Below are 23076 nucleotides of genomic sequence, written 5' to 3' on the forward strand. Positions count from 1 at the left end.
CCTCTCTGTTCCGTAAAGTCCGGAAATTGACTACATAAAGCGAGCCATTAATGGCTCGCTTGTAGTCTTACTACAACGTCTTCTGCCCCTAAGTAATGATTGTTGAGCCCAGCATTCATGGGCCATAGTTCAATTACAGGCAGCATTAAAACGATCGTTTTATATCCAGCCATGTAGTCGATATAAACAATCGTTTTAATTTTTTCCTGATTGGACCCAGGCAGCGCTTCAACGAATCAAGCCCAGGTTAACTCAGCCACGGCTTCGCTGGTGCAGCATAAGCAACGCGGTGCACTGCGGACAACGGAACATCAACAGGATGGCCCCTATGGCAGCTTATCAAGACGATCTCAACACCATTGCCCAACTACGCGACACCCAGAATGGCAAGTGGGACAACATCAGTTCCGAATCCGCCGCACGCATGCGAGCCCAGAATCGCTTCAGGACTGGCCTGGACATAGCGCGTTACACCGCCGCGATCATGCGTCGCGACATGGCCGAGTACGACAACGACACCAGCAAGTACACCCAATCGCTGGGCTGCTGGCACGGCTTCATCGGCCAACAGAAGATGATCGCCATCAAGCGTCACCATGGCACCACCAAAGGACGCTACCTCTACCTCTCTGGCTGGATGGTCGCCGCCATGCGCTCGGAATTCGGCCCCCTGCCCGACCAGTCGATGCATGAGAAGACCTCGGTGCCGGCGCTGATCGAGGAGCTCTATACCTTCCTGCGTCAGGCCGATGCCCGTGAACTGGGCCATCTGTTCCATGAACTCGACGACGCCCGTGCCAAGGGTGACGAGATCGCCGCCAAGGCGGTGCAGAACAGGATCGACAACTACGAGACCCACGTGGTACCGATCATCGCCGACATCGATGCCGGTTTCGGTAACGAAGAGGCGACCTACCTGCTGGCCAAGAAGATGATCGAAGCGGGTGCCTGCTGCATCCAGCTCGAGAACCAGGTCTCGGATGCCAAGCAGTGCGGCCACCAGGATGGCAAGGTGACCGTGCCACATGAGGATTTCCTCTCCAAGATCCACGCCGTGCGTTACGCCTTCCTGGAGCTTGGTGTCGACGACGGAGTGATCGTGGCACGAACCGACTCGCTGGGTGCCGGCCTGACCCAGAAGATACCGGTCAGCAAAGAGCCGGGCGATCTTGCTGCTCAGTACAACAACTTCCTCCATACGGTGCCAATCGACACCAGCAACGACGTGAGCGAAGGCGACACCTTGATCAAGCTCGACGGCGAGCTGAGAAAGCCGCTGCGCCTGGCCAACGGTCTTTACCGGTTCCGTTCCGGCACTGGCGAGGATCGCGTGGTACTGGACTGCATCACCTCACTGCAGAACGGCGCCGACCTGCTATGGATCGAGACCGAGAAACCCCATGTCGGACAAATCGCCAGCATGGTCGACCGTATCCGCGAAGTGGTGCCGGACGCCAAGCTAGTTTACAACAACTCACCATCGTTCAACTGGACACTGAACTTCCGACAGCAGGTGTTCGACGCCTGGGAACAGGAGGGCAAGGATCTCTCGGCCTATGATCGCACCCAACTGATGAGTGCTGAATACGACGATACCGAGCTTGCGCAGGTCGCTGATGAGTGGACGCGCAACTTCCAGCGCGAGGGCTCACGTCAGGCAGGTATCTTCCACCATCTGATCACGCTGCCGACCTACCATACCGCCGCGCTCTCCACCGACGATCTGGCACGCGGCTACTTCGGCGATGAGGGAATGCTGGCCTACGTCGCCGGCGTGCAGCGCCAAGAGATCCGCAAGGGCCTGGCCTGCGTCAAGCATCAGGACATGGCTGGCTCCAATATCGGCGATGATCACAAGGGATACTTCTCCGGCGAGGGCGCACTGAAGGCCGGCGGCAAGGACAACACCATGAACCAATTCGGCTGATGCTGAAATAATAGACTGAGATCAAGACTCCAGGCATGGAATTGGGAGGCGCAAGCCTCCCTCTTTTTGTTAACCCAGCCACTCGGCTCGGGATTCTCATTGTTTGTCGATTCCAGTACCTCGCGCATGGCACAAACCACCTTTAGGCTGGTCGAATGGGTCAGTCGGCGATAAACTGATTTTCAAACGCCGTTTCATAACCATGACGACGTAATACAGGAGGTGCCTTGCATGAAACGACTTCTTCCCGTGTTGGCCATCGGCGTGCTGACACTTGCCGGCTGCGCCAATACCGCCCCCTATGGCGGTAACGTTTACCGGGGCAGCCAGGCGCAGACTGGTCAGAGCGTGGCCTACGGCACCATCACTGCCATGCGCCAGGTACAGATCCAGGCCGACAGCCCCCAGGGCAACGTGATCGGCACCCTCGGCGGCGGGGTCATCGGCGGTCTGCTCGGCAATCAGATCGGTGGCGGTTCCGGCCGCCAGATTGCCACTGCCGCAGGCGCCATCGGGGGTGCGGCGGCGGGCTCTCGTACCGAAGACGCCGTCAACCGGGTACGCGCCTGGGAGATGGAGATTCGCCGTGACAGTGGCGATAGCGTCGTCGTGGTACAGCGCGCCGACCAGCAGTTTCAAGTGGGTCAGCGCGTGCGCCTGATCGGTAGCGGTGCCAATATGAGTGTTGCCCCTTACTGATCCGCTTCGATCTCATCAGTACGAATGAGGCCCGCCATTGGCGGGCCTCATTCGTTCCAGAGATATCGAGAAGCGTATCAGAACCGCTTCATCGCCGCTCCCAGCACCAGTCGAATGATCAGATAAACCAGCGCCAGCGTCAGCAGGCTCAAGATCATGTCGATCGGTCGAATCAGAAAAGTAGCGCCCAGCACGGCAAAGGCGGGACACCAGATCCAACGATCGCCATGTCCGGGACGCAATACCTCGGGTAGTATCTTGACCAGGAATTCTCTTAGCGTCCCTTCCCACGCCTTCAGGCAAAAAAACAAAATGAGAGCAAAGGCAATCAGCCAGATCAGCGTTTCGGTCATCGATCTTTCTCCATGAAAAATTTTACGGGGATAGGATAAAGTTTCCCCAAGAGTAAATCATGTAGGAGCGGGAATGTAGCTCTTGCTTGGTTCGCCTCAAGCGTTCGCACGCATCGGCCGGTGCGCCCCTCGACAGTCGCCATGGCCTTGAGCCATGGTCATGATCACACGCGGCAACCTGAAAAAATTCCTTTCGCCCCTGACAGAATCGACCAGGGCACGTACCATAATAGAGACATGCACTCACCGAAAGGTCCATCAATGCAGATTGCGCAAAATTCCGTTGTCGCGTTCCACTACACCCTGACCAACGACGCGGGTGAGGTGCTGGATAGCTCGGAAGGCCGCGAGCCGCTGACGTATCTCCATGGCGCCGGCAATATCATTCCCGGTCTCGAGAAGGAACTGGAAGGTCGCCAGAGCGGCGACAAGTTGCAAGTGACGGTAGCGCCAGAAGAGGGCTATGGCCAGACTCAGGAGGCACTGGTTCAGGAGGTTCCCATGGAATCCTTCCAGGGTGTCGAGAATGTCGAGCCGGGCATGCAGTTCCAGGCGCAGACCCAGGGCGGCCCGCTGATGGTCACCGTGACCAAGGTCGAGGGCGACAGCGTCACTGTCGATGGCAATCACCCGCTGGCCGGTCAGACGCTCAACTTCGACGTCGAGATCGCCACCGTCCGTGAAGCCAGCAAGGAAGAGCTCGAGCACGGCCACGTTCATGGTGAGGGTGGCGTCGAGCACTGAGTTCGCCACACGATCTGAGCACGCCGCCGACAGGGCAGCCACTGGCTGCCCTGTCGTCATATCTGCAGCAGCCGTTGGCTGACGCGTCAGCCCTCTAGATGATCGGGCATCAGGATCAGCTGTCCATGTCGTACGCTGCGCTCAGAGATCACCTCGCTGGAGAAGGCCCGCACCTCACGCCCCCTCCCCTTCAATACCGCCATCTCCAAGCAGCTGTCATGGTCAAGGTGCACATGCAGCGTCGACACCGTCAGGTGGTGATGCGCATGGGAGTGATGCGTCAGGCGCTTGGATAACTCCCTCGCCGCATGGTCATAGACATAGACCAGCGCTCCCACGCAGGGTTGCTCCTCCTCGCCTTCCAGTACCATCTCCTTGAGCCCCGCCCGCGCCAGATCGCGGATCGCCTCGGAGCGGTTCTGATATCCGCGCTGGGCGATCAGCTGGTCCAGATCCGCCATCAAGTCGTCATCCAAGGTGACCGTCACCCGCTGCATCGTTGTCTCCTGTGATCCGTCGCACACATTGGAAGTCGGCATAGTATGATGTTATTGACTAGACATCATACGCACTCGACTTTAGGGTAAGAAAAACAATCTTGCAGGAAATCCGGATGCACTCCTCGTCCCGCTATTTTCGTCAGCCACGCTGGCTGCTTGCGCCAGTGCTCTGTCTCGGTTCGATGCTAAGCCTGGCCGCCCCCCACCCCAACGAGCTGATACTCGCCATTGGCGGAGAGGCCGATCAAGGCTACGACCCACTGCTGGGCTGGGGTCAATATGGTCATCCGCTGTTCCAGTCCACACTATTGGTCCGCGACGCCGAACTGCAGCCACAAGGCGATCTTGCCATCCACTGGTCGCTCTCCGACGACCGGCGCGTCTGGACACTGGAGCTGCGCGATGACGCCCGCTTCTCTGACGGCACGGCGCTCACCGCAAAGGATGTCGCCTTCACCTTCAACCAGGCCGCCAGCGCCGGGGGAAGAGCCGATCTCACCATACTCGAGCATGCCGAGGCCCCCGACGAGCGACACGTTCGCTTGACCCTCAAGGAGCCGCGCATCACCTTCGCCGACACCTTCTTTACTCTCGGTATCGTGCCGGCGGCCTCCCGCGACAATGGCTACCACGCGGGCTATGGGCGCGCCCCGCTAGGCTCGGGCCCCTACCGCATGGTCGAGTGGCAGGAGGGCGAGCAACTGATCGTCGAGCGCAACCCCCATTTTTACGGTCCCGCCCCGGCCTTCGAGCGTCTGGTGTTCCTGTTTACCGGTGAGGATACCACGCTGGCCGCGGCCCATGCCGGGCGTGTCGATTTGGCCGTAGTGCCGCCGGTACTCGCCGGCCAGCCACCCGCCGGCATGCGCCAGGTGGTCATGCAGAGCGTCGACAATCGCGGCATCCTCTTTCCCATGCAGTCACGAGGAGACGGTGACATCGGTAACGACGTCACCGCCGACCCGTCGATCCGCCAGGCGATAAATCGCGCCCTCGACCGCGACACGCTGGTGGAGGTGGCCCTGAACGGTTTCGGCCGCCCCGCCTACGGCCCTGCGGATGGCCTGGACTGGTCCAACCCTGAAGACACCGTCGCCGATGCCGGCCTCGTCGCGGCGGAAACACTGCTCGATGAGGCTGGCTGGCGCATGGGGGAGGATGGTCTGCGCTATCGCGAGGGGATGCCGGCACGCTTTCGGCTCACCTACCCCTCGTCGGACTCCACCCGTCAACTGCTCGCCGAAAGCGTGGCCGAGCTGCTGCGTCCACTGGGACTTGCCGTCGAGCCCACCGGACGTCATTGGGACGAGATCCGCCGTGAGGCCCTTCAGCGCGATGCCATCCTGTTCGGCTGGGGTAGCCACAGTCCGCTGGAGGTCTACTATCTCTACCATAGTCGGCATGCCGGCAATGATCTCTACAATGCCGGCGACTATGCCAACCCGAGAGTCGACGACTATCTCGACGCCGCCCAAGCTGCCGAGAGCATCGAGGCATCCCTACCACTATGGCAACAGGCACAGTGGGATGGCGAAACGGGCTTCGGCATGCGCGGCGATGCCGCCTGGGCCTGGCTGATCAATCTCGAGCATGTCTATCTTGCCAACGAGTGCCTCGATCTTGGCAAGCTGGGCATCGCCCCTCACGGTCATGGCTGGCCTATCACCGCAAGCCTGCTCGAGTGGCGCTGGCAGTGCGACTGAGCAGCCGTATCGCCGGGCGCCTGGCCAGGCTGCTGCTGGTATTGATGACGGTGGCAGCGATTGCCTTCGGGCTGGTCCAGCTTTCGCCCATCGATCCCGTGGATGCCTACCTTGGGGCGCAGATGGCCCAGGTCAGCCCGGAGCAGCGCGCGCTGATCACCAGCCGCTGGGGCTTCGACGAGCCCGCCACCAGGCAATTTCTGCACTGGCTTGGCAACCTCACCCAAGGCGAGCTGGGCTGGAGCCACGTTTACAACGCGCCAGTTGCCGAGATACTCATCAGCCGCTTCATGGCCTCGTTGCCACTCCTTGTGAGCGCCTGGTTGGGTGCCACCCTTTTCGGTTTCGTGCTCGGCGTGATCGCCGGTAGCCGCGAGGGGTCGCCAAGCGATCGCCTGATTCGGCTCTACGCCTATACCCTTGCCTCCACGCCCACCTTCTGGCTGGCGATCCTCGCCCTGCTGCTGTTCTCGGTGAGCCTTGGCTGGACTCCGGTATGCTGTGCCGGCCCCGCTGGCGTGGTGCGCGCCGAAATTGACCTTGCCACGCGACTGCACCATCTGCTTCTCCCGGCACTGACGCTCTCGATACTCGGCGTGGCACAGATCGCACTGCATACCCGCGCCAGGATGCTCGAGGTGATGCGCTCCGAGCTTGCCCTATACGCGCTGGCCCAGGGTGCCAGCCGGCGCGAGGTGGCCTGGCGGCATGGGGCCCGCCACGCCTGCCTGCCGGCGCTGACCCTGTCGCTCGCCTCGCTGGGCGAACTGTTCGGCGGCTCGCTGCTGGTCGAGCAGGTGTTCGCCTATCCTGGGCTTGGCCGCGCCACCGTGGAGGCTGGGCTGCGCAGCGACGTCCCGCTGCTGCTGGCCATCGCCATGTTCACTGCGCTGTTCGTCACCCTTGGCAATGCCCTTGCCGATCTGCTCTATCGCTGGATCGACCCTCGCCTGCAGGGAGTGTCCCCATGAGCCCTGGTCGCACCGTCGCAACGCCGATGGCCAGTCCTCGTCTACGCCTCGTCCTGGCTTCGGGAATGGTCCTGCTACTGATCATCACTCTCCTCCTCGCCCAGAGCCAGCTGGGCGAGGAGGCCATACGCAGCGACTTCCAGGCGCGCCTGGCTCCGCCGGGAGCGGCGCACTGGTTCGGTACCGATGCGCTGGGGCGGGACCTCTTCGCGCGCACGCTCAAGGGGCTTGCCCTCAGCCTCTGGGTGGGCGGGGCGGCGGCGGCACTAGGTACCTTGATCGCTCTGCTGCTGGCAGGGATTACCGCCCTCGGTCGCCCCTTCGATGCCGCCGTCGGCCTGCTGGTCGACAGCGTGCTGGGGCTGCCGCATCTGATCCTGCTGATCCTGATCGCCTTCGCTCTCGGCGGCGGCACCCAGGCGGTGATCCTCGCCGTGGCCCTGACCCATTGGCCGAGCCTGACCCGCCTACTACGGGCTGAGATGCTGCAGATCCTGAGTACCGACTATGTACTCCTCTCGCGCCACTTCGGCAAATCGCGGCGCTACATTCTCGTTCACCACTTGCTGCCGCACCTGTTGCCCCAGTGCCTGGTCGGCTTTCTGCTGCTCTTTCCCCACGCCATTCTGCATGAGGCGGCGTTGACCTTTCTCGGCTTCGGCCTAACGCCGGGACAACCCGCCATCGGCGTACTGCTCGCCGAATCGCTACGCTATCTCAGCGCCGGCTACTGGTGGCTCGGGGTCTTCCCCGGGCTCGGGCTGCTGGTGATGGTGCTGACCTTCGATCGCCTCGCCGCCGGCCTGCGAACCCTGACCACCCCGCAGGAGGCCCAGCAGTGATGGCTGCCATGTTCGTACGAGGAGCTTGACGATGCTCGAGATCCAGCGCCTTTCGCTCGACTTCCTGCGCTATCGTGGCCTATGGCGTCGCGAAAGTCTGTCCTGCCTGCAGGGCGTGTCATTGACCCTGTCCCGGGGGGAGCTGCACGCCGTGGTCGGCGCCTCTGGCGCCGGCAAGAGCCTGATGGCATTGGCGGTGATGGGACTGCTGCCCGCCAATACCCGAATGGGCGGTACCCTGATGCTCGATGGCACGTCACTCGATGCCGCTCGCCAGGCGGCTCTGCGCGGCACGCAGCTGGCCTGGATTCCGCAATCGATCGCTTCCTTGGACCCACTGGCCCGCTGTGGCCATCAGGTGCGCTGGGCGGCACGCCGGGCCGGCGTGTCCCGCGAGCGCTCCTGGCAGGCTGCCGGCCGGGCACTGCAGCGTCACGGGCTCGATGCACCTGTCGGCCACGCCTACCCGCACAGCCTTTCAGGCGGCATGGCACGGCGAGTGCTGTTGGCCATCGCCAGCGTCGGCGGTGCCGAGTGGCTGATCGCCGATGAGCCCACCGTCGGCCTGGAGGAAGAGAATCGCCGCAGCGTGCTGGTGCGCCTGCGCCAGTTGGCCGACGCCGGCAAGGGGGTACTGCTAATCACCCATGACCTGCGCCACGCCTTGGCGGTGGCAGACCGGGTCACGGTATTTCACGATGGCACGTCACTGGAGACTGCCGAGGCGAGCGCCTTCCGCGGCCAGGGCGAGCGTCTCGCTACCGCCTATGCTCGCACCCTGTGGCGCGCCCTGCCCGACAACGATTTTCTCCTCCCTACCATGCCCATCGAAAGGGCGTCCTGGGAGGCGAGTCTTGCTTGAAGCCAGGCATATCTCCCACGCCCATCGGAGCGCGTCAAGATTGTTAGACGACATCTCGCTTGTCGTCTCCCCCGGTGAGGTGGTAGGGCTTGCCGGCGCGTCCGGCGCTGGCAAGTCGACGCTCGGGCGCCTGCTGGCGGGTCACTATCCGCCGCGGCAAGGCGAGGTGCTGCTCGATGGCTCACCGCTGCCAGGCCGAGGCCTGGCCCCGGTGCAGTGGCTACCCCAGACACCCGAGCTTGCGATCAATCCGCGCTGGACGATTCGCCGCATCCTGCATGAAGCCTGGACACCGGACCCTGCCCTATGTGAGCGCTTCGGCATTCGAGCCACCTGGCGGCAGCGCTATCCGTTCGAGCTCTCGGGCGGAGAACTGCAGCGCGTGGCGATCGTGCGCGCACTCGCCCCTGAGGTTCGCTACCTGATCGCCGACGAGATCTCGGCCATGCTCGATGCCATTACTCAGGCCCAACTTTGGCACGCCCTGCTAGAGCTCCTCCAAGAGCGCTCGCTCGGACTGCTGGTGATCAGCCATGACGACGCCCTGCTCAGGCGTCTCTGCTCGCGCTGCCTGCGTCTTGAGAGTGGACGCCTGCTGCCTCACGCTCCTTGAGGGTCCGGTAACCTCCCCACAGCCGGGTGACGGTAGTGACCAGTCAGGCGATGGCTAGATATGAGCTGCCGGTACCGACGAAGGCGAACAGCAGCAGCGCAGCGGCCAGTGCATGGGCGTCAGGGTCGGCCAGGGCGAAGCTCAGCACCACGGCAGCATAAAAGACGAAGTCGAGCCCGATATCGAGAAAGCCCCGTCATCGCTGGCGCTGCCGGTGTAGCGTGCCAGGCCCACCGCAATGGCGCGTTCGGCGAACGCCTGTTGAAGCGTGCCTGGTTGGCCTTGAGGTTCTCAAGCGTCAGCGCTTCGTGTCCGCCTACCACGAAGAACAGCGCAACGGCTGCGATGACAACCAAACCTATCCATAGACGTAAATGCTTCAAGACAATCGCGCCTTGGGGCCCGTGTTATCTCTGTGCGGCAAAGTGAAGCAGCTGCCGAAAAAGATGTGACAGCGGCGCAAAGCGGAGAGATGATCGAATCTCATTATCATTCATAAAGGAAGTCATCATGCTCCGCAAATTGCTCGTCGCCTCCGCGCTCTGCTTCGCCAGCCTACCGGTACTGGCCGCCCAGTGTGAAGTGGATGTCGATTCCACCGATCAGATGACCTTCGATACCGATGCCATAGAGATCAGCCAGAGCTGCGATACCTTCACCGTCAATCTTCACCATAGCGGCACCATGAGCAAGGATGTCATGGGCCACAACTGGGTGTTGACCAAGAGCAGCGATGTCAACGACGTTGCCCGCGCCGGCATAGCTGCCGGACTCGACAACGACTACCTGGAGCCCGGCGACGAGCGCGTCATCGCCTATACTGACGTGATTGGCGGTGGCGAAACCACCTCGGTCAGCTTCGATGTCGCCAAGCTTGAGGAAGGCGAAGAATACACCTTCTTCTGCAGCTTCCCCGGTCACTTCGCGATGATGCGCGGCAGCGTATCGCTGGTCGACTGAGCACTTCGACACACTCCACATCAGGGAGCGCTCAACGAGCGCTCCGTCCTCTCAGCCAGAATGCCACTCCCAAGGTAAAGGCCAGTACCAGCCACGAGGCCACGGCGATACCCTGCCAGCCGGCGACCTGCCAGAATGGCTCCAGATAGAAACCGCCCAGGCTCGCCCCGATATAATAGAACACCAGATAGAGCGCCGAGGCACTGCCCCTGGCCGTCTGCGCGTTGCGTCCCACCCAGCTCGAGGCCATCGAGTGCGCCAGGAAGAAACCGAAGGCATTGATGGTCAGCCCGATCAGAATCAGCGGCAAGCCCGGGGCAAGTGTCACCAAGGTGCCAAGCGTGAAGATCCCGATTCCCAGCATCATGCAGGCCGGCTGCGACAGGCGCTGCGCGACGCGTCCCGACAGGGCCGACCCCAGGGTGCCTCCCAGATAGGTAAGAAAGATCATCCCCAACCATTGAGTGCTCAGGCCATAGGGCGCCTCGCTCAAGCGGAAGGTGATGTAGCTGTACTGGTTGATGAAGATCAGGAAATTGAGCCCCCCGATCAAATAGGCGGCCAGCAGCAACGGATTGCGCAGATGATGGGCGATGGAGAGTAGTGCCGGGCGCAGTTGGAACGGCGTGGGGCGGAAATTGCGTGATTCGGGCAGCAACCTCCAAAATAGCAGCATGCCGACCAGGCTGACCCCGCCGACCACCAGAAAGCTCATCTGCCAACCGCCGAACTCCGCCGCCACCCCACCCATGATGCGCCCGCCGATACCACCCAAGGTGTTGGCGCTGATATAGAGTCCTACCGCCAGCATCAAGGCGCGCTTGTCGAACTCGTCGCCCATCCAAGCGATGGCCACCGCCGGCAGGCCCCCCAGCACGAAACCCTGTAACGCACGCAGCCACAGCAGGCTCTGATAGTTCGGTACGAACGCCAGGCCCAAGGTACATAATGCCGCCAATACCAGGGTAATCAGCATGATGCCGCGCCGCCCGATGGCGTCCGACAGGGTACCGAACACCAACAGAGCCACCGCCAGCGTCAGCGTTGCCACCGACATGACCAGGCTCACCGCCAGGGTCGAGATGCCGAAGGTATGGCGCAGCTCGGGCAGCAGCGGCTGTGGCACATAGAGATTGATGAATACGATGAAAGAGCCCAGGCACAGCGCCAGGGTCGCCCGCCACCAGGCTCTAGAATAGGCTTCGATCATGCTGTCCTCCTGATTGGAGAGGCATGATCGCGTTAATGCTATGATAAGCCAAACAGCAACTTTCGATACATATCATCTAATTTGCTTATGGCCCTACCCTTCGATCTCCGCGCCCTACGCTGCTTCGTGACCGTGGCCGATTGTGCCGGCTTCAGCGCGGCGGCACGCGAACTGCATATCGCCCAGTCGGCGGTGAGCCAGACCATCGCCAACCTGGAGCGGCGTATGGAGGTGACGCTGCTTCACCGCCATGAGCGACGCATCACTCTGAGTCAGGAGGGAGCGACGCTCTACCGTCATGCCCGCGATCTGCTCGAGCGCGCCGAGGCCGCCCATCTCGCCATGCGCGAGCTGCATGGCTTGGTCAAGGGCGAAGTGCGCATCGGCATCCCCTCCATGCTCGGCTCCTACTACTTTCCGCCTCTGCTGATGGGATTCAAGACTCGACACCCAGGGATTCGCCTTACGGTGGTGGAGGCCGGTACGCGTCGTCTACAGCAGATGATCGCCAGTGGCGAGCTGGACCTGGGCGTAGTGATTGACGATGCGGGCAGCGATGGGCTCGAGCGGCGACGCTTTCTGCGTGAGGAAATGGTGGTCTGCGTGCCTGAGGACCACCCTTTCGCGCGCCTTGAATCGGTCTCCGCGGGGGTCTTTTTCGATGAGCCGCTGGTGCTGTTTCAGGAGGGATACTTTCATCGCGAGTTCGTCGATGCACTCGCCAAGGAGGAGGAGTTCGTCGCCAACGTGGCGTTCGAATCCAATCTGATTCCCCTGACCAAGGCGATCGTGCGTCAGGGCTTCGGCATCTCCACCTTCCTGCGCCGAGTGGTCGACGATCCAGGGCTCGCCGCGGTGTCATTCTCGCCGCCGGCCTGGCTGGACCTGTCGCTTGCCTGGTCGTCAAAGGGTGGGCTGTCGCGCGCTGAGCAAGCCTTCGTCGATTATGTACTGGAGCACCGAGACGAGGCCTGACACGGAATCATTTGCTCGACTGAGACGCTCAAGGCATGGCGCGCATGGCCAGCTGCGCCTGATCCATGGGGCGCCGAGCCTGCCAGTAGTGCTGTTGCCAGAAGACGTTGTCCAGCTCGGAGAGAATCACACCTTGGGAGGTGGAAGCATGCAAGAAGTAGCCATCGCCGACATAGACGCCGACATGATTGTAAGGGCCGGGGGGGCGGAAGAAGACCAGATCGCCGGGCTTGAGCTCGCTGCGGTCGATGCGTTGGCCCTGCAGCACCTGGGAATCGGTGGTGCGTGGCAGGTCCATGCGGAAGCTCTCGCTGAAGATGTGCTGTACGAGCGCCGAGCAGTCGATGCCACCTTGCCCCTCGCCCCCCAGCCGATAGGGCGTACCGACCCAGCGCTCATGCTGGGTAAGCAGCGCCTGGCGCACCAATTCGGGCGACGGACTCTGGAAGCTGCGAAGCTCGCGGATGGGATTGTCCACGGGGGACATCATTGGGCCGTGACTGAGCGAGGGCCTGCTGATACTGCTGAAATAATTGGCGGGGGCAGAGTCGCTGCGCTGCTGGCTCGCACAGCCAACCATCAGGGCCAGCAGCAAACTCACACTCGCGATACGCAACATCCTGGCGACCATCGACATGGCGACCATCTTCATCACGACCTCATTGACGATTCTAGGAACCGTTCTTACCCGCGGCACGCATGAGTGCGTGCCGTGAGAATGACGCCGCTGTGGAAGTGGTGCCTGTGCCCGAGCGGGTGCAAGGGCCATGTACCACGTCCATAGCAGCCTGTCAGCGGTTCAGCGGTGGCAAATCCAGGCGCTTGACAGGGAGCGCCTGAAGAAAAGGCTAAGCGAATATAAGCAATTTCCTGACGATTGGCGAGCCCCTATCGAACACAATTGCCAGTCTATTTTACTAATGCAGCGTGCGTGCATCGCCTGGTAGGGTATCGATATGCAGCGGCGCCCAGTGACGCGGCCTGGCGCCCGGGAAATCGAGGCTCGCCCAGGCGCCGCTGAGCGGTGGCGCTCCGGTCAACCAGGAGACCAGCGCCTGGCGAAATCCGGTCAGAAAATCGTTACGCTCCGGTGTCTCTCCCATGAAGAAGGAGAAACCCGCAAACAGCCCGCGCGCATACTCTCCCCATCCTGAATAGTGGGCCGCCGCCAGCTCCATCGCGCGCTCCAGTGCCTCATCGAAGGCCTCCTCGTTGAGCCAATTCAACTGTCGACCAGCCACTGCCAAGTCGACCGCCTGGGCGATGTCCCAGGCCGTCATGTCGATCTCGTTGCACTCGTGCTCATTGTCGCGGGCGCGCTTCAGGCGCAACAGGTGATTGCGCTCCTCCTCGTCACATTCACCGGACTCAAGAATCGCGATCTCTGCCTCCAGGCGTGCCCGGTTCAGGGTATAGGGGGCGTAGTTGATCTGGTACTCCTGCCGGTCGCCGGAGCTGAGCAGAAAATCGAGAAACTCGCCAAGCGATTGGCTGCTCTGCAAGCCGTAATGACTATCGAGCCAGTCACGAATCGCCTCGCGCTCGCGCTCGCTCTCGGGGAAAGGCTCGCTCCAGGCGCTGGCATTGAGCGGACCCACCAGGGCCAGGGCGGTAAAGCGCAGCAGCGTGGGGCGCCGCCCCGGTTCGCGCCAGGCAGCCGGCTGCCAATCCAGCCAGTGGAACGGACTGCCCGGGTCATCGCGGTGCCAGCGGATGTCATGGACCAGGGTCGGCCCCTCGCCTTCGGGCAGTACCGCCTCCCAGGCTGCCCAGGCATCCAGCAGGCGGCGCGAATCGGCATAGAATCGACACAGCACGCCGCGCAGCGACTCGGCCAGCTCAGCCAGGCCTTGTGAGGAAAACACCTCGCTATCCATCGCCATCTGTAGGTAGAACGCATACTTCTCGGCCATGTGGATGGTGGCGGCATGGCGGCTGCAGCTGGCCAGTCGATCGCGCTGGGCAAGCTCTGCTGGATCGGGATGGCCGAATGGCGTGGCGGCACTTGGCAAGGCGTTATGGCTGGCATCTGCCGCCAGCTGGTTGAGGTAGTGGGCCTGGGCCGGCAGCCAGTAGCGCGTCAGCCCGGCGACACCGTCATCGGGAAACAAGCTCAACGTCTCACGAAGGTAGCTTCGCGCGTCGTCGCGCCGCGCCGGGTCGAGCATCGCGGGCGGAGGGCCCTGGCGGTAGAGCAGGTCGGGATCGCGCAACGAGGCGAGCGTTAGGGTCCAGTGGCGTGCATCGCGCCGCCAGCCACGCATCGCCTCACGCGAGCGCTGGCGGGTCTGATCATCGAGCAGGGATTGCAGCGGCTCGCGCCAAGGGCTGACCGGCGAGTGCAACAACAACGCCCAATCGTGGGTCATGTCGCCCATGCAGTCACCACCCTCGAACAGGCTGCGTCCACGCTGATAGGCATGCACCAACGCCACCCAGTCGCTGTAACGGCGAATCAGCAGATCCGCGGCATGAGCGGCGAAGGCGCCGGCCTCCGCTTCGTCGAGCCACTCCATGCACCAGCCGGCATGCGCCAGTTCGACCAGGCGCAGCCAGTCCCAGGCGGCCCACTCGAGTGCCTCTCCACGCCCCAGGAACGTCAGCATGACCCGTCCGTAACCTTCGCCACCCTTGAGGTTCTTCGCCCAGCTCAGGCGCGTCTCGGCATCCGCCTCGAGCAGTCGCGCGGCATCGACATCCCAGCCATAGCGATCCCCCTGCCCAGCCAGCCACAGCATCAAGCGGATCAACCCCTCGCGGTCGCTGATCTGCCAGACATCGTGCAGCCAGTTGCCGACTTCCGGCCAGTCGAGCCCGGCGGCAGGCGGCAGGCCCAAGGTGGGGGCAAATGCCGCCCGCAGGCGCCAGCAAGCCTGTCCCGGCGCCGCTGGCCACAGCTCGGCATCGGCGGAACCGTGCTTGGCCAGATGGAGACACACCATCTCCCAGGTGATGCCTTCGCCATCGTGCTCGAGGGTGGCCAGCGCCTGACAGGACTCATAGAAGCCATCGTCGCCCCGCACCCAGCCCTCCGCGCTGCGTACCTGCAGCAGGGCTTGCAGCCAGCTGTCGAGATCCGAGTACCGAGAGCAGATCGTCCTAGCCAGGCACTGCGCCCATGCCCTGCCCTGGTCTAAAGCCATCCAACCGGCCGCCACGGCCAGCGCGATCAGCTCTAGCGAAGCGAGCTGACGTGCGGGATCGTGCCCCTCCGGGGCGAACGCTTCCATGAGACGCCAGCCAAGCTCGCTACGGTCAGCAACGCCCAACTGCTGGAGTCGGGATGCCGCGAGGTCGACCTCCACGGCAGTAGGATCTGGCTCGAAGGCCCAGCCGCAAAGCACCAGCTGCTGGGCCCACCAGGCATTTAGGGGATCGACCAAGGCTCACCTCAACGTTGCAAGCGATATCGCGAATCGAAAAAAGGGGCCCTAGTGTAGCTGAAAGCGGCGGCTACGCCGACGCCGGCATCGAGGCAGGGGAACCTTTATCGCAAAATTGTTGGCGGATACAAGCGGGCCTTGGCTGCATGTTTTAAATAATGCACACTGCGTAAAACATGCTAGCCAGCGCCCTCAAACAACGACGACTCAGGAGCCCCGATGCCGACCCTCCCCGATCTACTGATTCCTCACGCCTACATCGATGGCAAATGGCGTGAAGGCACGTGTCGCTTCGCCGTGACCAACCCCGTCAACGGTGAGCTTCTGGCCGACGTGCCCGACCTGGGCGCCGAGGATGCTCGCGATGCCATCACCGCAGCCGAGGCCGCCTGGCCTGCGTGGCGCAAGCGCACGGTCAAGGAGCGTTCACAACTGCTGCGCGCCTGGTTCGATGCGATCATGGCCAACCAGGAAGCTCTTGCCAGGCTGATGACACTTGAGCAGGGCAAGCCACTCGCCGAGTCGCGCGGCGAGGTGGCCTATGGTGCTGCCTTCGTCGAGTTCTACGCCGAGCAGGCCAAGCGCATGGCCGGAGAAACCCTGCCGAGCCACGGCGCCGACAAGCGCCTGCTGGTCTTTCGCGAGCCGATCGGGGTGGTCGCCGCCATCACGCCGTGGAACTTCCCGTTGGCGATGATCACCCGCAAGTGCGCACCTGCACTGGCCGCCGGTTGCCCGGTGGTGATCAAGCCCGCCGAGGCCACGCCGCTCACCGCCCTGGCACTCGCCAGGCTGGCCGAGCAGGTCGGCTTTCCCGCTGGCGTTCTCAACGTAGTGACAGCCGAGAAGCCGGCAGCCATCGGCGAGGTGCTGACCTCCGACCCGCGGGTGCGCAAGATCTCCTTTACCGGCTCCACCCCGGTGGGCAAGCAGCTACTCGCACAGTGCGCCGGCACGGTCAAGAAGGCTTCCATGGAGCTAGGCGGCAACGCACCCTTCATCGTCTTCGACGACGCCGACCTCGACGCCGCCGTGGAGGGCGCCATCGCCTCCAAGTACCGCAACTCGGGCCAGACCTGCGTATGCACCAACCGCTTTCTGGTCCAGGCCGGCGTATATGACACCTTTCTCGACAAGCTGGCCCACAGGATCGACCACTTGAAGGTGGGCAATGGCCTCGACGATGGCGTCCTCCAGGGGCCTCTGATCAATGCCGCGGCGGTGGACAAGGTGCAATCGCACATCCTCGATGCCGTGGCCAAGGGCGCTCGCCTGGTCTGCGGCGGTGACGTGCACCCGCTGGGCGGCACCTTCTTCCAGCCCACGCTGCTTGCCGACGTGACGTCCGGGATGCGCGTCGCCACGGAGGAGACCTTCGGCCCGTTGGCGGCGGTGTTCCGCTTCGACAGCGACGCCGAGGCCATCGCCATGGCCAATGCCACCGAGCTCGGACTGGCCGCCTATTTCTACGCTCGCGACTACAAGCGCATCTGGCATGTCATGGAGGGGCTTGAGTATGGCATGGTGGCAGTCAACGAAGGGCTGCTCTCTACCGAGCTTGCTCCCTTCGGTGGCGTCAAGGAGTCCGGCCTGGGGCGCGAAGGCTCGCACCACGGCTTGGATGAATTCACTGAACTAAAATACGTATGTATCGGCGGCCTGTGAGCGCCAATCGCCCCGCATCGAAGGAGTGAAGAGATGAACAACGCACAACTCAATGAGCTCAAGCAGCGCTACGTCGCCAATGGCGCCGCTAGTCCCGCCACCCAGTTCGCCGAGCGCGCCGAGAACGCGCTGATCTGGGACGCCGACGGCAACCGCATCATCGATTTTGCCGGCGGTATCGGCGTGCTCAACATTGGTCACCGCCACCCCAAGGTAGTCGAGGCCGTCAAGGCGCAACTCGACCGCGTGATGCACACCTGCCAGACGGTAATGCCCTACGAGGGCTACGTGAAGGTGGCTGAGAAACTCAGCCAGATCACCCCGGTGCGCGGTCACGCCAAGGTGATGCTGGCCAACTCCGGCGCCGAGGCGCTCGAGAACGCGGTCAAGATCGCCCGCGCCGCCACCGGCAAGACCAACGTGATCTGCTTCGACGGCAGCTATCACGGCCGTACCTTCATGACCATGGCGATGAACGGCAAGGTCAATCCCTACCAGACCGATTTCGGACCCATGCCCGGCACGGTATTTCGCGCTCCCTACCCGGTGCCCTACCATGGGGTGAGCGAGGAAGAGGCCCTGCGCGGGCTGAAGATGGTGCTGAGAACCGATGCCAACCCCAAGGACACCGCGGCGATCATTCTCGAGCCGGTGCTCGGTGAAGGCGGCTTCTACCCCGCCTCGGCCCGCTTCCTGCAAGCGATTCGCGATCTGTGCGACGAGCACGGCATGCTGATGATCGTCGATGAAGTGCAGTCCGGCTTCGGGCGTACCGGCAAGATGTTCGCCATTGAGCACAGCGGCGTTGAGCCGGACATCATGACCATGGCCAAGAGCATGGCGGACGGCATGCCGATCTCGGCCATCGTCGGTACCGATAAGCACATGGATGCCTCCGGCCCCAACTCGCTGGGCGGCACCTATACCGGGAGCCCGGTCTCCTGTGCGGCCACCCTGGCGGTCCTCGAGGTATTCGAGCAGGAGCAGATCCTGGAGAAGAGCCAGGCGCTGGGCGACAAGCTGGGCAAGCGTTTCGCAACTTGGCAGCAAGAGCTCGACTGCATCGACAATGCCCGCAATCTGGGCGCCATGGCCGCCTTCGAACTGGTCTCGGACAAAACCCAGCGCACTCCCAATGCCGAGCTAGCTGCGGCACTGTGCAAGAAGGCCCGCGAGAATGGCCTGATCCTGCTCTCCTGCGGCATGTATGGCAACACCATCCGCTTCCTGATGCCGGTCACCATCGAGGACGAAATACTGGAAGAGGGTCTTGACATCGTCGAGTCCTGCCTCAAGGCGCTGATTGGCAACACCGCCACGGCTCCCGCCTGATCGCAAGACCAGTACCGCACGGTCTCTGTCGCCCGGCTGAATAGCCGGGCGTTTTTTGTGACACGCTGCCAGAGGGCTCTATTTTTTATACAAATACTGCACATTTACAAATACTAAAGATCATCTGTACAAAGATAATGCCTAAGCGCCACCTAGTCCGGATCCTCAACGCCTAACCCGACGAACGGTTTTTACTGAGCGTGTCATGGCCTAGTCTGATGGCAGAGATCAGGGAGAACTCAGGCTGACAAGGAGGTGATGTGAAGGATGCCGATCTAGGGTCGATGAACACCGGCCAACTCTTCGACCTCTTCCAAGCCGGAAGGGCATCACCGCTGGAAGCGGTCCAAGCCGCTCTCGAGCGCATCGAGCGCTTTAACCCAGTGGTCAACGCCTATACCCATGTGGACCGGGAAGGCGCCGAGCGCGCCGCCCGCGACTCGACGCAGCGCTGGACGCGTGGTGAGCCATTGAGCACCATCGACGGGATGTCTGTCTCACTCAAGGACTTGACCGAAGTGGCGGGCATGCCGGCACGCAAAGGCTCGCGTACTGTCGCGGATACTCCTTGCAACAAAGATGCCCCGGTGGCGCGCATGCTGCGCGAGGCTGGCGCAATCTTGCTCGGCAAGACCAATACCCCGGAATTCGGCTGGAAGGGGCTGACCGACAACCGCGTCTATGGCACGACCTGCAACCCCTGGAATACGCGTCTGACCCCCGGCGGCTCCTCAGGTGGCGCCGCCGTGGCGGCCGCCCTGAACATGGGCGTACTGCACCAGGGCGGCGACTCGGGCGGCTCGATACGCATTCCCGCAGCATTCACCGGCGTGTTCGGGTTCAAGCCCACCTTCGGCTGGATTCCCCAGTGGCCGCCGGCCAACGAACCGACGCTATCGCACCTCGGCCCGTTGACCCGCAGCGTGCCGGATGCGGTGCGCATGCTCAACGTGATCGGGCGTTACGACTATCGCGATCCTTACATGATACGGGGCATGCCCGATGATTGGGGGATGAATCTCGATCAGGGGCTGAATGGCCTACGTATTGCCTACTCCCCCGACCTGGGCTATGCCACGGTGGACGAACAAGTGGCCCAGCGCGTGCGCGAGGCGGCCCGAGCGCTCGAAGCGCTTGGCGCGGAGGTCGTAGAGGTCGACCCCGGCTTCGAGTCACCCCTCGAGACGTTTCAGACGCTGTGGTTCACCGCCTCCCTGGAAGCATGGACACAGTGCGACGAGCGCCAGCGGCTCGACCCCGGCATGGTCGCCACGGCCATGCGCGCGCGGGACTTCAGCGCACTCGACCTGTTCCAGGCCGTCAAGGCTCGCGCTCGGCTGGCCGCAAGGCTCGAGTACTTCAACCAGCAGTATCATCTATTGATGACGCCAACGGTGCCGATCGCTCCCTTCGAGACCGGCCACGACGTGCCGCCGGGCAGTGGCCTGCGCGACTGGGAGGAGTGGTCGCCCTTCACCTATCCGTTCAACCTTACCCAGCAACCCGCCGCCTCGGTGCCGTGCGGCTTTACCGACGTCGGCCTGCCGGTGGGGTTCCAGCTCGCCGGCGGCAAGTTCGACGATGTGCGCATCCTGCGCGCCTGCCACGCCTACCTGAGCGCCCATCCGCCACGCTTTCCGAGCGGACCGAGCCCGGCGAGGCCCGACTGAAACGCTCAAGGAAGCCGGAAAGCGGCCAGGACGGCACTCATACATCATTAATATATCATCAATGAATTCCACTCATTGAGCATCCTCATGTATAACGAAAGCCAATAGGTACCCCTTTGTTAAGCTCTGTGTTCATGAGGGGCTCGCCCCCTGTCCGCGCCGGTAACGGTGAAAACGCCGTGCAACGTCTCGGAGGGTTGCCGCATCGTGGGCGAGGGGCACCTCAGCAAGGCCCTGGACGCCTTCTGCCGGGAGCGCGAAGCCATCGTCAGCGAGAACGACAGCCGCGGCGGCGAGATAATGACTTGCCTGGAGCATCAACGAGGACTCGGAGGCTCCATCGGCACGCTGGCCGAATCTATTCTTGCCATCATCCATCAGCCTTTCTTCGGCCCCGCTCCATGCTTCCCTTCCCTTTAAGCCCACCCCTTACGTTTCCCTATCAAGGGAAGACAGTAGCCGCTTACACCACCGGCGACTTCAAGTTGTAACCGTGGGGCTGAACGCGCTCGAGGGCGGCGGCGGCGCGGATGACATCGGCCTCGCCGTGGGGGCTTCCGGCAATCTGCAACCCGACCGGCATTTCGGCGGCGGTGAGCCCCGCGCAGACGGAGGCGGCAGGTTGCCCGGTGAGGTTGAAGGGATAGGTATAGGAGGCCCAGGTGACGAGACTTTTCTCCTCGTCGTAATCGGGCGGGACGTTCCGTCCCGCCTCTAGAGAGGAAACCGGCAGTGTGGGTGAAAGCAGCAGGTCGTGGCGCTCGAAGAAGGTCCGCATCCTCTCGCGCAGGGCGTAGCGCTGAAACACGCTGTCGTAGTAGTCGCGCATCTCCTGGGCGAGGGCGATGTCGAGTACCCTGGCCACGGCGGGGTCGAGCAGTTCCCTTTGATTTTCCAGTACCGGGCGCAGACGGGCGCCGACCCCGGCATAGAACTCCGCCTTCCAGAGCTCGGCGGGATCCTCCTCGAACACCGCTTCGACCTCCTCAATCTCGGCGCCCTGCTCCGCCAGTTGCCGCGCCGCGCGCGTGGTGATCTCCACCACCTCGTCATCGGGTCTGGCATAGCCGAGGGTAGGACTCCAGGCGATGCGCAGCCCCTTGAGCGACGCCTGTGCCGCCTGGCCAAGATCCGGCAGCACCCCGGCCACCGCGAAGGGGTCTCGGGCGTCATAACCGGCGATCACCTGGGTCAGCAGCGCCGCGTCGGCCACGTTACGCGCCAGCGCCCCGACATGGGCCAAGGTCGGCGTGGCCGAGGTGGGCCATACCGGCACTCGTCCGAAATGCGCCTTGAAGCCGACCAGGCCGGTGAACGCCGCGGGAATGCGCAGCGAGCCGCCGCCATCAGTACCCAGGGCAATCGACGTGATGCCCGCCGCCACCGAGGCCGCCGCCCCGGCGCTGGAGCCACCGGGCGTCTTGTCCAGATTCCAGGGGTGGCGGGTGATGCCGGTCAAGGGCGAGTCGCCCACCGGCTTGCAGCCAAACTCGCTGGTGGTGGTCTTGCCGATGACGATGGCGCCCTGCGCCTTGATGCGCTCCACCGCCGGTGCGTCGTCCTTGGCGATGTTGCCCGCCATGGCCCGCGAGCCGGAGGCGAAGGGCTGCCCGGCCACGGCGATGAGATCCTTCACCGAGATCGGCAGGCCATGCAGCGCGCCGAGCGGCTCGCCGCGCATCACCGCCCGCTCGGCGCGCCGGGCGGCGTCCAGCGCCTCTTCCGGCATCAGCACGAAAAAGGCGTTGAGGGAATTCTGCGTCTCTTGTGCTCGTTGCAGCGCCCGTTCGGTGAGCTCCACCGGCGAGACGTGCCGGGTGGAGACGAGGCGAGCCAGCTCATGGGCACTCATGAAGTCCAGTTCATTCGATGACATACTGCGGCCTCCTGTTTACCGAACGGGCTATCGCTCACTCTTCGACGATGGCGAAGGCGCGTACCGGCGAGCCGGAGCCGCCCTTGAACTTCAGCGGCGCGCCGAAGAACTGGAATTCGCCCTTGCCAAGCAGCTCTTCCAGATTCACCAGCCACTCCCAGTGGCTGATGCCCAGTTCGCGGCAGAGACGGTGCTGGGCGAAGATGTCGTCCGTCGGCTTGTCGGTGGAAGGCCCTTCGACGCCATGCATTTTCGAGCCACGATCATAGAGCCACTGAGTGGCGTCGGCGGTCAGCAGCGGGTTTTTCCATACCGAGTCCAGGCTCGGATAGTTACGCTTGTGGAAGCCGGTGCAGAGCAGCACGATATGCCCATCCACCTTGACTCCCACCTTGGCTTCGGCCTCTTCCATGTCCTTCACGGTGATTTCACCGAGATCGGGAATATGCTGGAGGTCGAAACAGACCGCCTTGCCCATGAACATTTCCAGCGGCATTTCGTCGATGGAGGCGCCATCCGGCTTGACGTGACGGAAGGCATCCACGTGGGTGCCCACATGATCGAGCATGGCGATGAAATTGGTCTGGAAGGTCATCGCATCTCCCGGCACACCGAGACCAAGCGCCTTGGAGCTTTCGTGGCTCAAGTGAGTGGTCATCACCGGGCGCTGGAAGAGTTTGTGCGCCGGCATGTTGTCTTCGAGCAGTAGGCTGAGGTCGATGATACGTTGTGACATTGTTTTCTCCTTCAGGGTGGACAAGCGCCACGGGTTAGTGGGCGCACAGCAGGTT

Annotated in this window: 20 protein-coding genes and 1 pseudogene; 13 read left to right on the forward strand and 8 right to left on the reverse strand. The window is 62.9% G+C overall.

Annotated features, from left to right (window positions below):
* Positions 1–328: 328 nt before the first annotated feature.
* Positions 329–1927: an isocitrate lyase gene (locus HJD22_RS01730; protein WP_208655465.1), complete on the forward strand. Its 1599-nt coding sequence runs from the start codon at positions 329–331 to the stop codon at positions 1925–1927.
* A 231-nt stretch (positions 1928–2158) separates the two neighbouring features.
* Complete coding sequence (locus HJD22_RS01735; protein WP_208655466.1) at positions 2159–2626, forward strand: glycine zipper 2TM domain-containing protein; 468 nt, start codon at positions 2159–2161, stop codon at positions 2624–2626.
* Positions 2627–2703: 77 nt separating this feature from the next.
* Here HJD22_RS01735 and HJD22_RS01740 read toward each other — a convergent pair whose 3' ends face one another.
* Complete coding sequence (locus tag HJD22_RS01740) at positions 2704–2979, reverse strand: hypothetical protein (RefSeq protein ID WP_208655467.1); 276 nt, start codon at positions 2977–2979, stop codon at positions 2704–2706.
* A 261-nt stretch (positions 2980–3240) separates the two neighbouring features.
* Here HJD22_RS01740 and HJD22_RS01745 point away from each other — a divergent pair, with 261 nt between their 5' ends.
* On the forward strand, positions 3241–3723 hold the full coding sequence (locus HJD22_RS01745; protein ID WP_208655468.1) for a peptidylprolyl isomerase: 483 nt from the start codon (positions 3241–3243) through the stop codon (positions 3721–3723).
* Positions 3724–3809: 86 nt separating this feature from the next.
* Here HJD22_RS01745 and nikR read toward each other — a convergent pair whose 3' ends face one another.
* Complete coding sequence (gene nikR, locus HJD22_RS01750) at positions 3810–4220, reverse strand: nickel-responsive transcriptional regulator NikR (protein WP_208655469.1); 411 nt, start codon at positions 4218–4220, stop codon at positions 3810–3812.
* 116 nt (positions 4221–4336) lie between these two features.
* Here nikR and HJD22_RS01755 point away from each other — a divergent pair, with 116 nt between their 5' ends.
* Genes HJD22_RS01755 through HJD22_RS01775 form a run of 5 tightly spaced genes read left to right on the forward strand, consistent with a single transcriptional unit; the run spans position 4337 to position 9214 of the window.
* Entirely contained in the window at positions 4337–5926 is a 1590-nt protein-coding gene (locus tag HJD22_RS01755; RefSeq protein WP_248730057.1) for an ABC transporter substrate-binding protein, read from the forward strand.
* Positions 5917–6897 carry an ABC transporter permease gene (locus HJD22_RS01760; protein ID WP_208655470.1) on the forward strand — a complete coding sequence of 327 codons (981 nt, stop codon included), beginning with the start codon at positions 5917–5919 and terminating at the stop codon, positions 6895–6897. The genes HJD22_RS01755 and HJD22_RS01760 overlap by 10 nt, the downstream gene beginning before the upstream one ends.
* Positions 6894–7739 (forward strand): ABC transporter permease, encoded by an 846-nt coding sequence (locus tag HJD22_RS01765; RefSeq protein ID WP_208655471.1) that lies wholly within the window; start codon positions 6894–6896, stop codon positions 7737–7739. Before HJD22_RS01760 ends, HJD22_RS01765 begins: the two co-directional genes overlap by 4 nt.
* A gap of 31 nt (positions 7740–7770) precedes the next feature.
* Complete coding sequence (locus HJD22_RS01770) at positions 7771–8601, forward strand: ATP-binding cassette domain-containing protein (RefSeq protein WP_208655472.1); 831 nt, start codon at positions 7771–7773, stop codon at positions 8599–8601.
* Between the two features lie 40 nt (positions 8602–8641).
* Positions 8642–9214 (forward strand): ABC transporter ATP-binding protein, encoded by a 573-nt coding sequence (locus HJD22_RS01775; protein ID WP_248730058.1) that lies wholly within the window; start codon positions 8642–8644, stop codon positions 9212–9214.
* A gap of 43 nt (positions 9215–9257) precedes the next feature.
* Here HJD22_RS01775 and HJD22_RS01780 read toward each other — a convergent pair.
* Positions 9258–9442, reverse strand: a pseudogene (locus HJD22_RS01780) (CDP-alcohol phosphatidyltransferase family protein); the annotation flags it as partial.
* Positions 9443–9724: 282 nt separating this feature from the next.
* On the opposite strand from HJD22_RS01780, the gene azu reads away from it, so the two are divergent.
* Complete coding sequence (gene azu / locus HJD22_RS01785; RefSeq protein WP_208655474.1) at positions 9725–10174, forward strand: azurin; 450 nt, start codon at positions 9725–9727, stop codon at positions 10172–10174.
* A gap of 31 nt (positions 10175–10205) precedes the next feature.
* On the opposite strand, the gene HJD22_RS01790 is transcribed toward azu, so the two are convergent.
* Positions 10206–11384, reverse strand: a complete 1179-nt coding sequence (locus tag HJD22_RS01790; RefSeq protein WP_208655475.1) for an MFS transporter — start codon at positions 11382–11384, stop codon at positions 10206–10208.
* A gap of 87 nt (positions 11385–11471) precedes the next feature.
* Here HJD22_RS01790 and HJD22_RS01795 point away from each other — a divergent pair, with 87 nt between their 5' ends.
* On the forward strand, positions 11472–12359 hold the full coding sequence (locus HJD22_RS01795; protein ID WP_208655476.1) for a LysR family transcriptional regulator: 888 nt from the start codon (positions 11472–11474) through the stop codon (positions 12357–12359).
* 28 nt (positions 12360–12387) lie between these two features.
* Here the strand turns inward: HJD22_RS01795 and HJD22_RS01800 are convergent, their stop codons facing one another.
* Together HJD22_RS01800 and HJD22_RS01805 are read right to left on the reverse strand one after the other, a co-directional pair.
* Positions 12388–13011 (reverse strand): NlpC/P60 family protein, encoded by a 624-nt coding sequence (locus HJD22_RS01800; RefSeq protein WP_340163032.1) that lies wholly within the window; start codon positions 13009–13011, stop codon positions 12388–12390.
* Between the two features lie 265 nt (positions 13012–13276).
* Positions 13277–15742: a YbeU/YbeR family protein gene (locus HJD22_RS01805; RefSeq protein ID WP_208655477.1), complete on the reverse strand. Its 2466-nt coding sequence runs from the start codon at positions 15740–15742 to the stop codon at positions 13277–13279.
* 219 nt (positions 15743–15961) lie between these two features.
* Here HJD22_RS01805 and HJD22_RS01810 point away from each other — a divergent pair, with 219 nt between their 5' ends.
* The 3 genes from HJD22_RS01810 to HJD22_RS01820 all read left to right on the forward strand — a co-directional run bounded on the left by HJD22_RS01810 (position 15962) and on the right by HJD22_RS01820 (position 20409).
* Positions 15962–17407, forward strand: coding sequence for an NAD-dependent succinate-semialdehyde dehydrogenase (locus tag HJD22_RS01810; protein WP_208655478.1), 1446 nt, complete (start codon positions 15962–15964; stop codon positions 17405–17407).
* 33 nt (positions 17408–17440) lie between these two features.
* Positions 17441–18739, forward strand: a complete 1299-nt coding sequence (gene gabT / locus HJD22_RS01815; protein ID WP_208655479.1) for a 4-aminobutyrate--2-oxoglutarate transaminase — start codon at positions 17441–17443, stop codon at positions 18737–18739.
* Positions 18740–18999: 260 nt separating this feature from the next.
* Positions 19000–20409 (forward strand): amidase, encoded by a 1410-nt coding sequence (locus HJD22_RS01820; RefSeq protein WP_208655480.1) that lies wholly within the window; start codon positions 19000–19002, stop codon positions 20407–20409.
* A gap of 463 nt (positions 20410–20872) precedes the next feature.
* Here the strand turns inward: HJD22_RS01820 and HJD22_RS01825 are convergent, their stop codons facing one another.
* Together HJD22_RS01825 and HJD22_RS01830 are read right to left on the reverse strand one after the other, a co-directional pair.
* Positions 20873–22285: an amidase family protein gene (locus HJD22_RS01825; RefSeq protein WP_208655482.1), complete on the reverse strand. Its 1413-nt coding sequence runs from the start codon at positions 22283–22285 to the stop codon at positions 20873–20875.
* Between the two features lie 34 nt (positions 22286–22319).
* Positions 22320–23021, reverse strand: coding sequence for a cyclase family protein (locus tag HJD22_RS01830; RefSeq protein WP_208655483.1), 702 nt, complete (start codon positions 23019–23021; stop codon positions 22320–22322).
* Positions 23022–23076: the final 55 nt, after the last annotated feature.

Source organism: Halomonas sp. TA22 (assembly GCF_013009075.1).
Classification (GTDB): Bacteria; Pseudomonadota; Gammaproteobacteria; order Pseudomonadales; family Halomonadaceae; genus TA22.

Bases quoted from the DNA above. Each gene is read 5' to 3' on its own strand.
- HJD22_RS01730 (WP_208655465.1), top strand. From the start codon at position 329: ATGGCAGCTTATCAAGACGATCTCAACACCATTGCCCAACTACGCGAC.
- HJD22_RS01735 (WP_208655466.1), top strand. From the start codon at position 2,159: ATGAAACGACTTCTTCCCGTGTTGGCCATCGGCGTGCTGACACTTGCC.
- HJD22_RS01740 (WP_208655467.1), bottom strand. From the start codon at position 2,979: ATGACCGAAACGCTGATCTGGCTGATTGCCTTTGCTCTCATTTTGTTT.
- HJD22_RS01745 (WP_208655468.1), top strand. From the start codon at position 3,241: ATGCAGATTGCGCAAAATTCCGTTGTCGCGTTCCACTACACCCTGACC.
- nikR (WP_208655469.1), bottom strand. From the start codon at position 4,220: ATGCAGCGGGTGACGGTCACCTTGGATGACGACTTGATGGCGGATCTG.
- HJD22_RS01755 (WP_248730057.1), top strand. From the start codon at position 4,337: ATGCACTCCTCGTCCCGCTATTTTCGTCAGCCACGCTGGCTGCTTGCG.
- HJD22_RS01765 (WP_208655471.1), top strand. From the start codon at position 6,894: ATGAGCCCTGGTCGCACCGTCGCAACGCCGATGGCCAGTCCTCGTCTA.
- HJD22_RS01770 (WP_208655472.1), top strand. From the start codon at position 7,771: ATGCTCGAGATCCAGCGCCTTTCGCTCGACTTCCTGCGCTATCGTGGC.
- azu (WP_208655474.1), top strand. From the start codon at position 9,725: ATGCTCCGCAAATTGCTCGTCGCCTCCGCGCTCTGCTTCGCCAGCCTA.
- HJD22_RS01790 (WP_208655475.1), bottom strand. From the start codon at position 11,384: ATGATCGAAGCCTATTCTAGAGCCTGGTGGCGGGCGACCCTGGCGCTG.
- HJD22_RS01795 (WP_208655476.1), top strand. From the start codon at position 11,472: ATGGCCCTACCCTTCGATCTCCGCGCCCTACGCTGCTTCGTGACCGTG.
- HJD22_RS01800 (WP_340163032.1), bottom strand. From the start codon at position 13,011: ATGAAGATGGTCGCCATGTCGATGGTCGCCAGGATGTTGCGTATCGCG.
- HJD22_RS01810 (WP_208655478.1), top strand. From the start codon at position 15,962: ATGCCGACCCTCCCCGATCTACTGATTCCTCACGCCTACATCGATGGC.
- gabT (WP_208655479.1), top strand. From the start codon at position 17,441: ATGAACAACGCACAACTCAATGAGCTCAAGCAGCGCTACGTCGCCAAT.
- HJD22_RS01825 (WP_208655482.1), bottom strand. From the start codon at position 22,285: ATGTCATCGAATGAACTGGACTTCATGAGTGCCCATGAGCTGGCTCGC.
- HJD22_RS01830 (WP_208655483.1), bottom strand. From the start codon at position 23,021: ATGTCACAACGTATCATCGACCTCAGCCTACTGCTCGAAGACAACATG.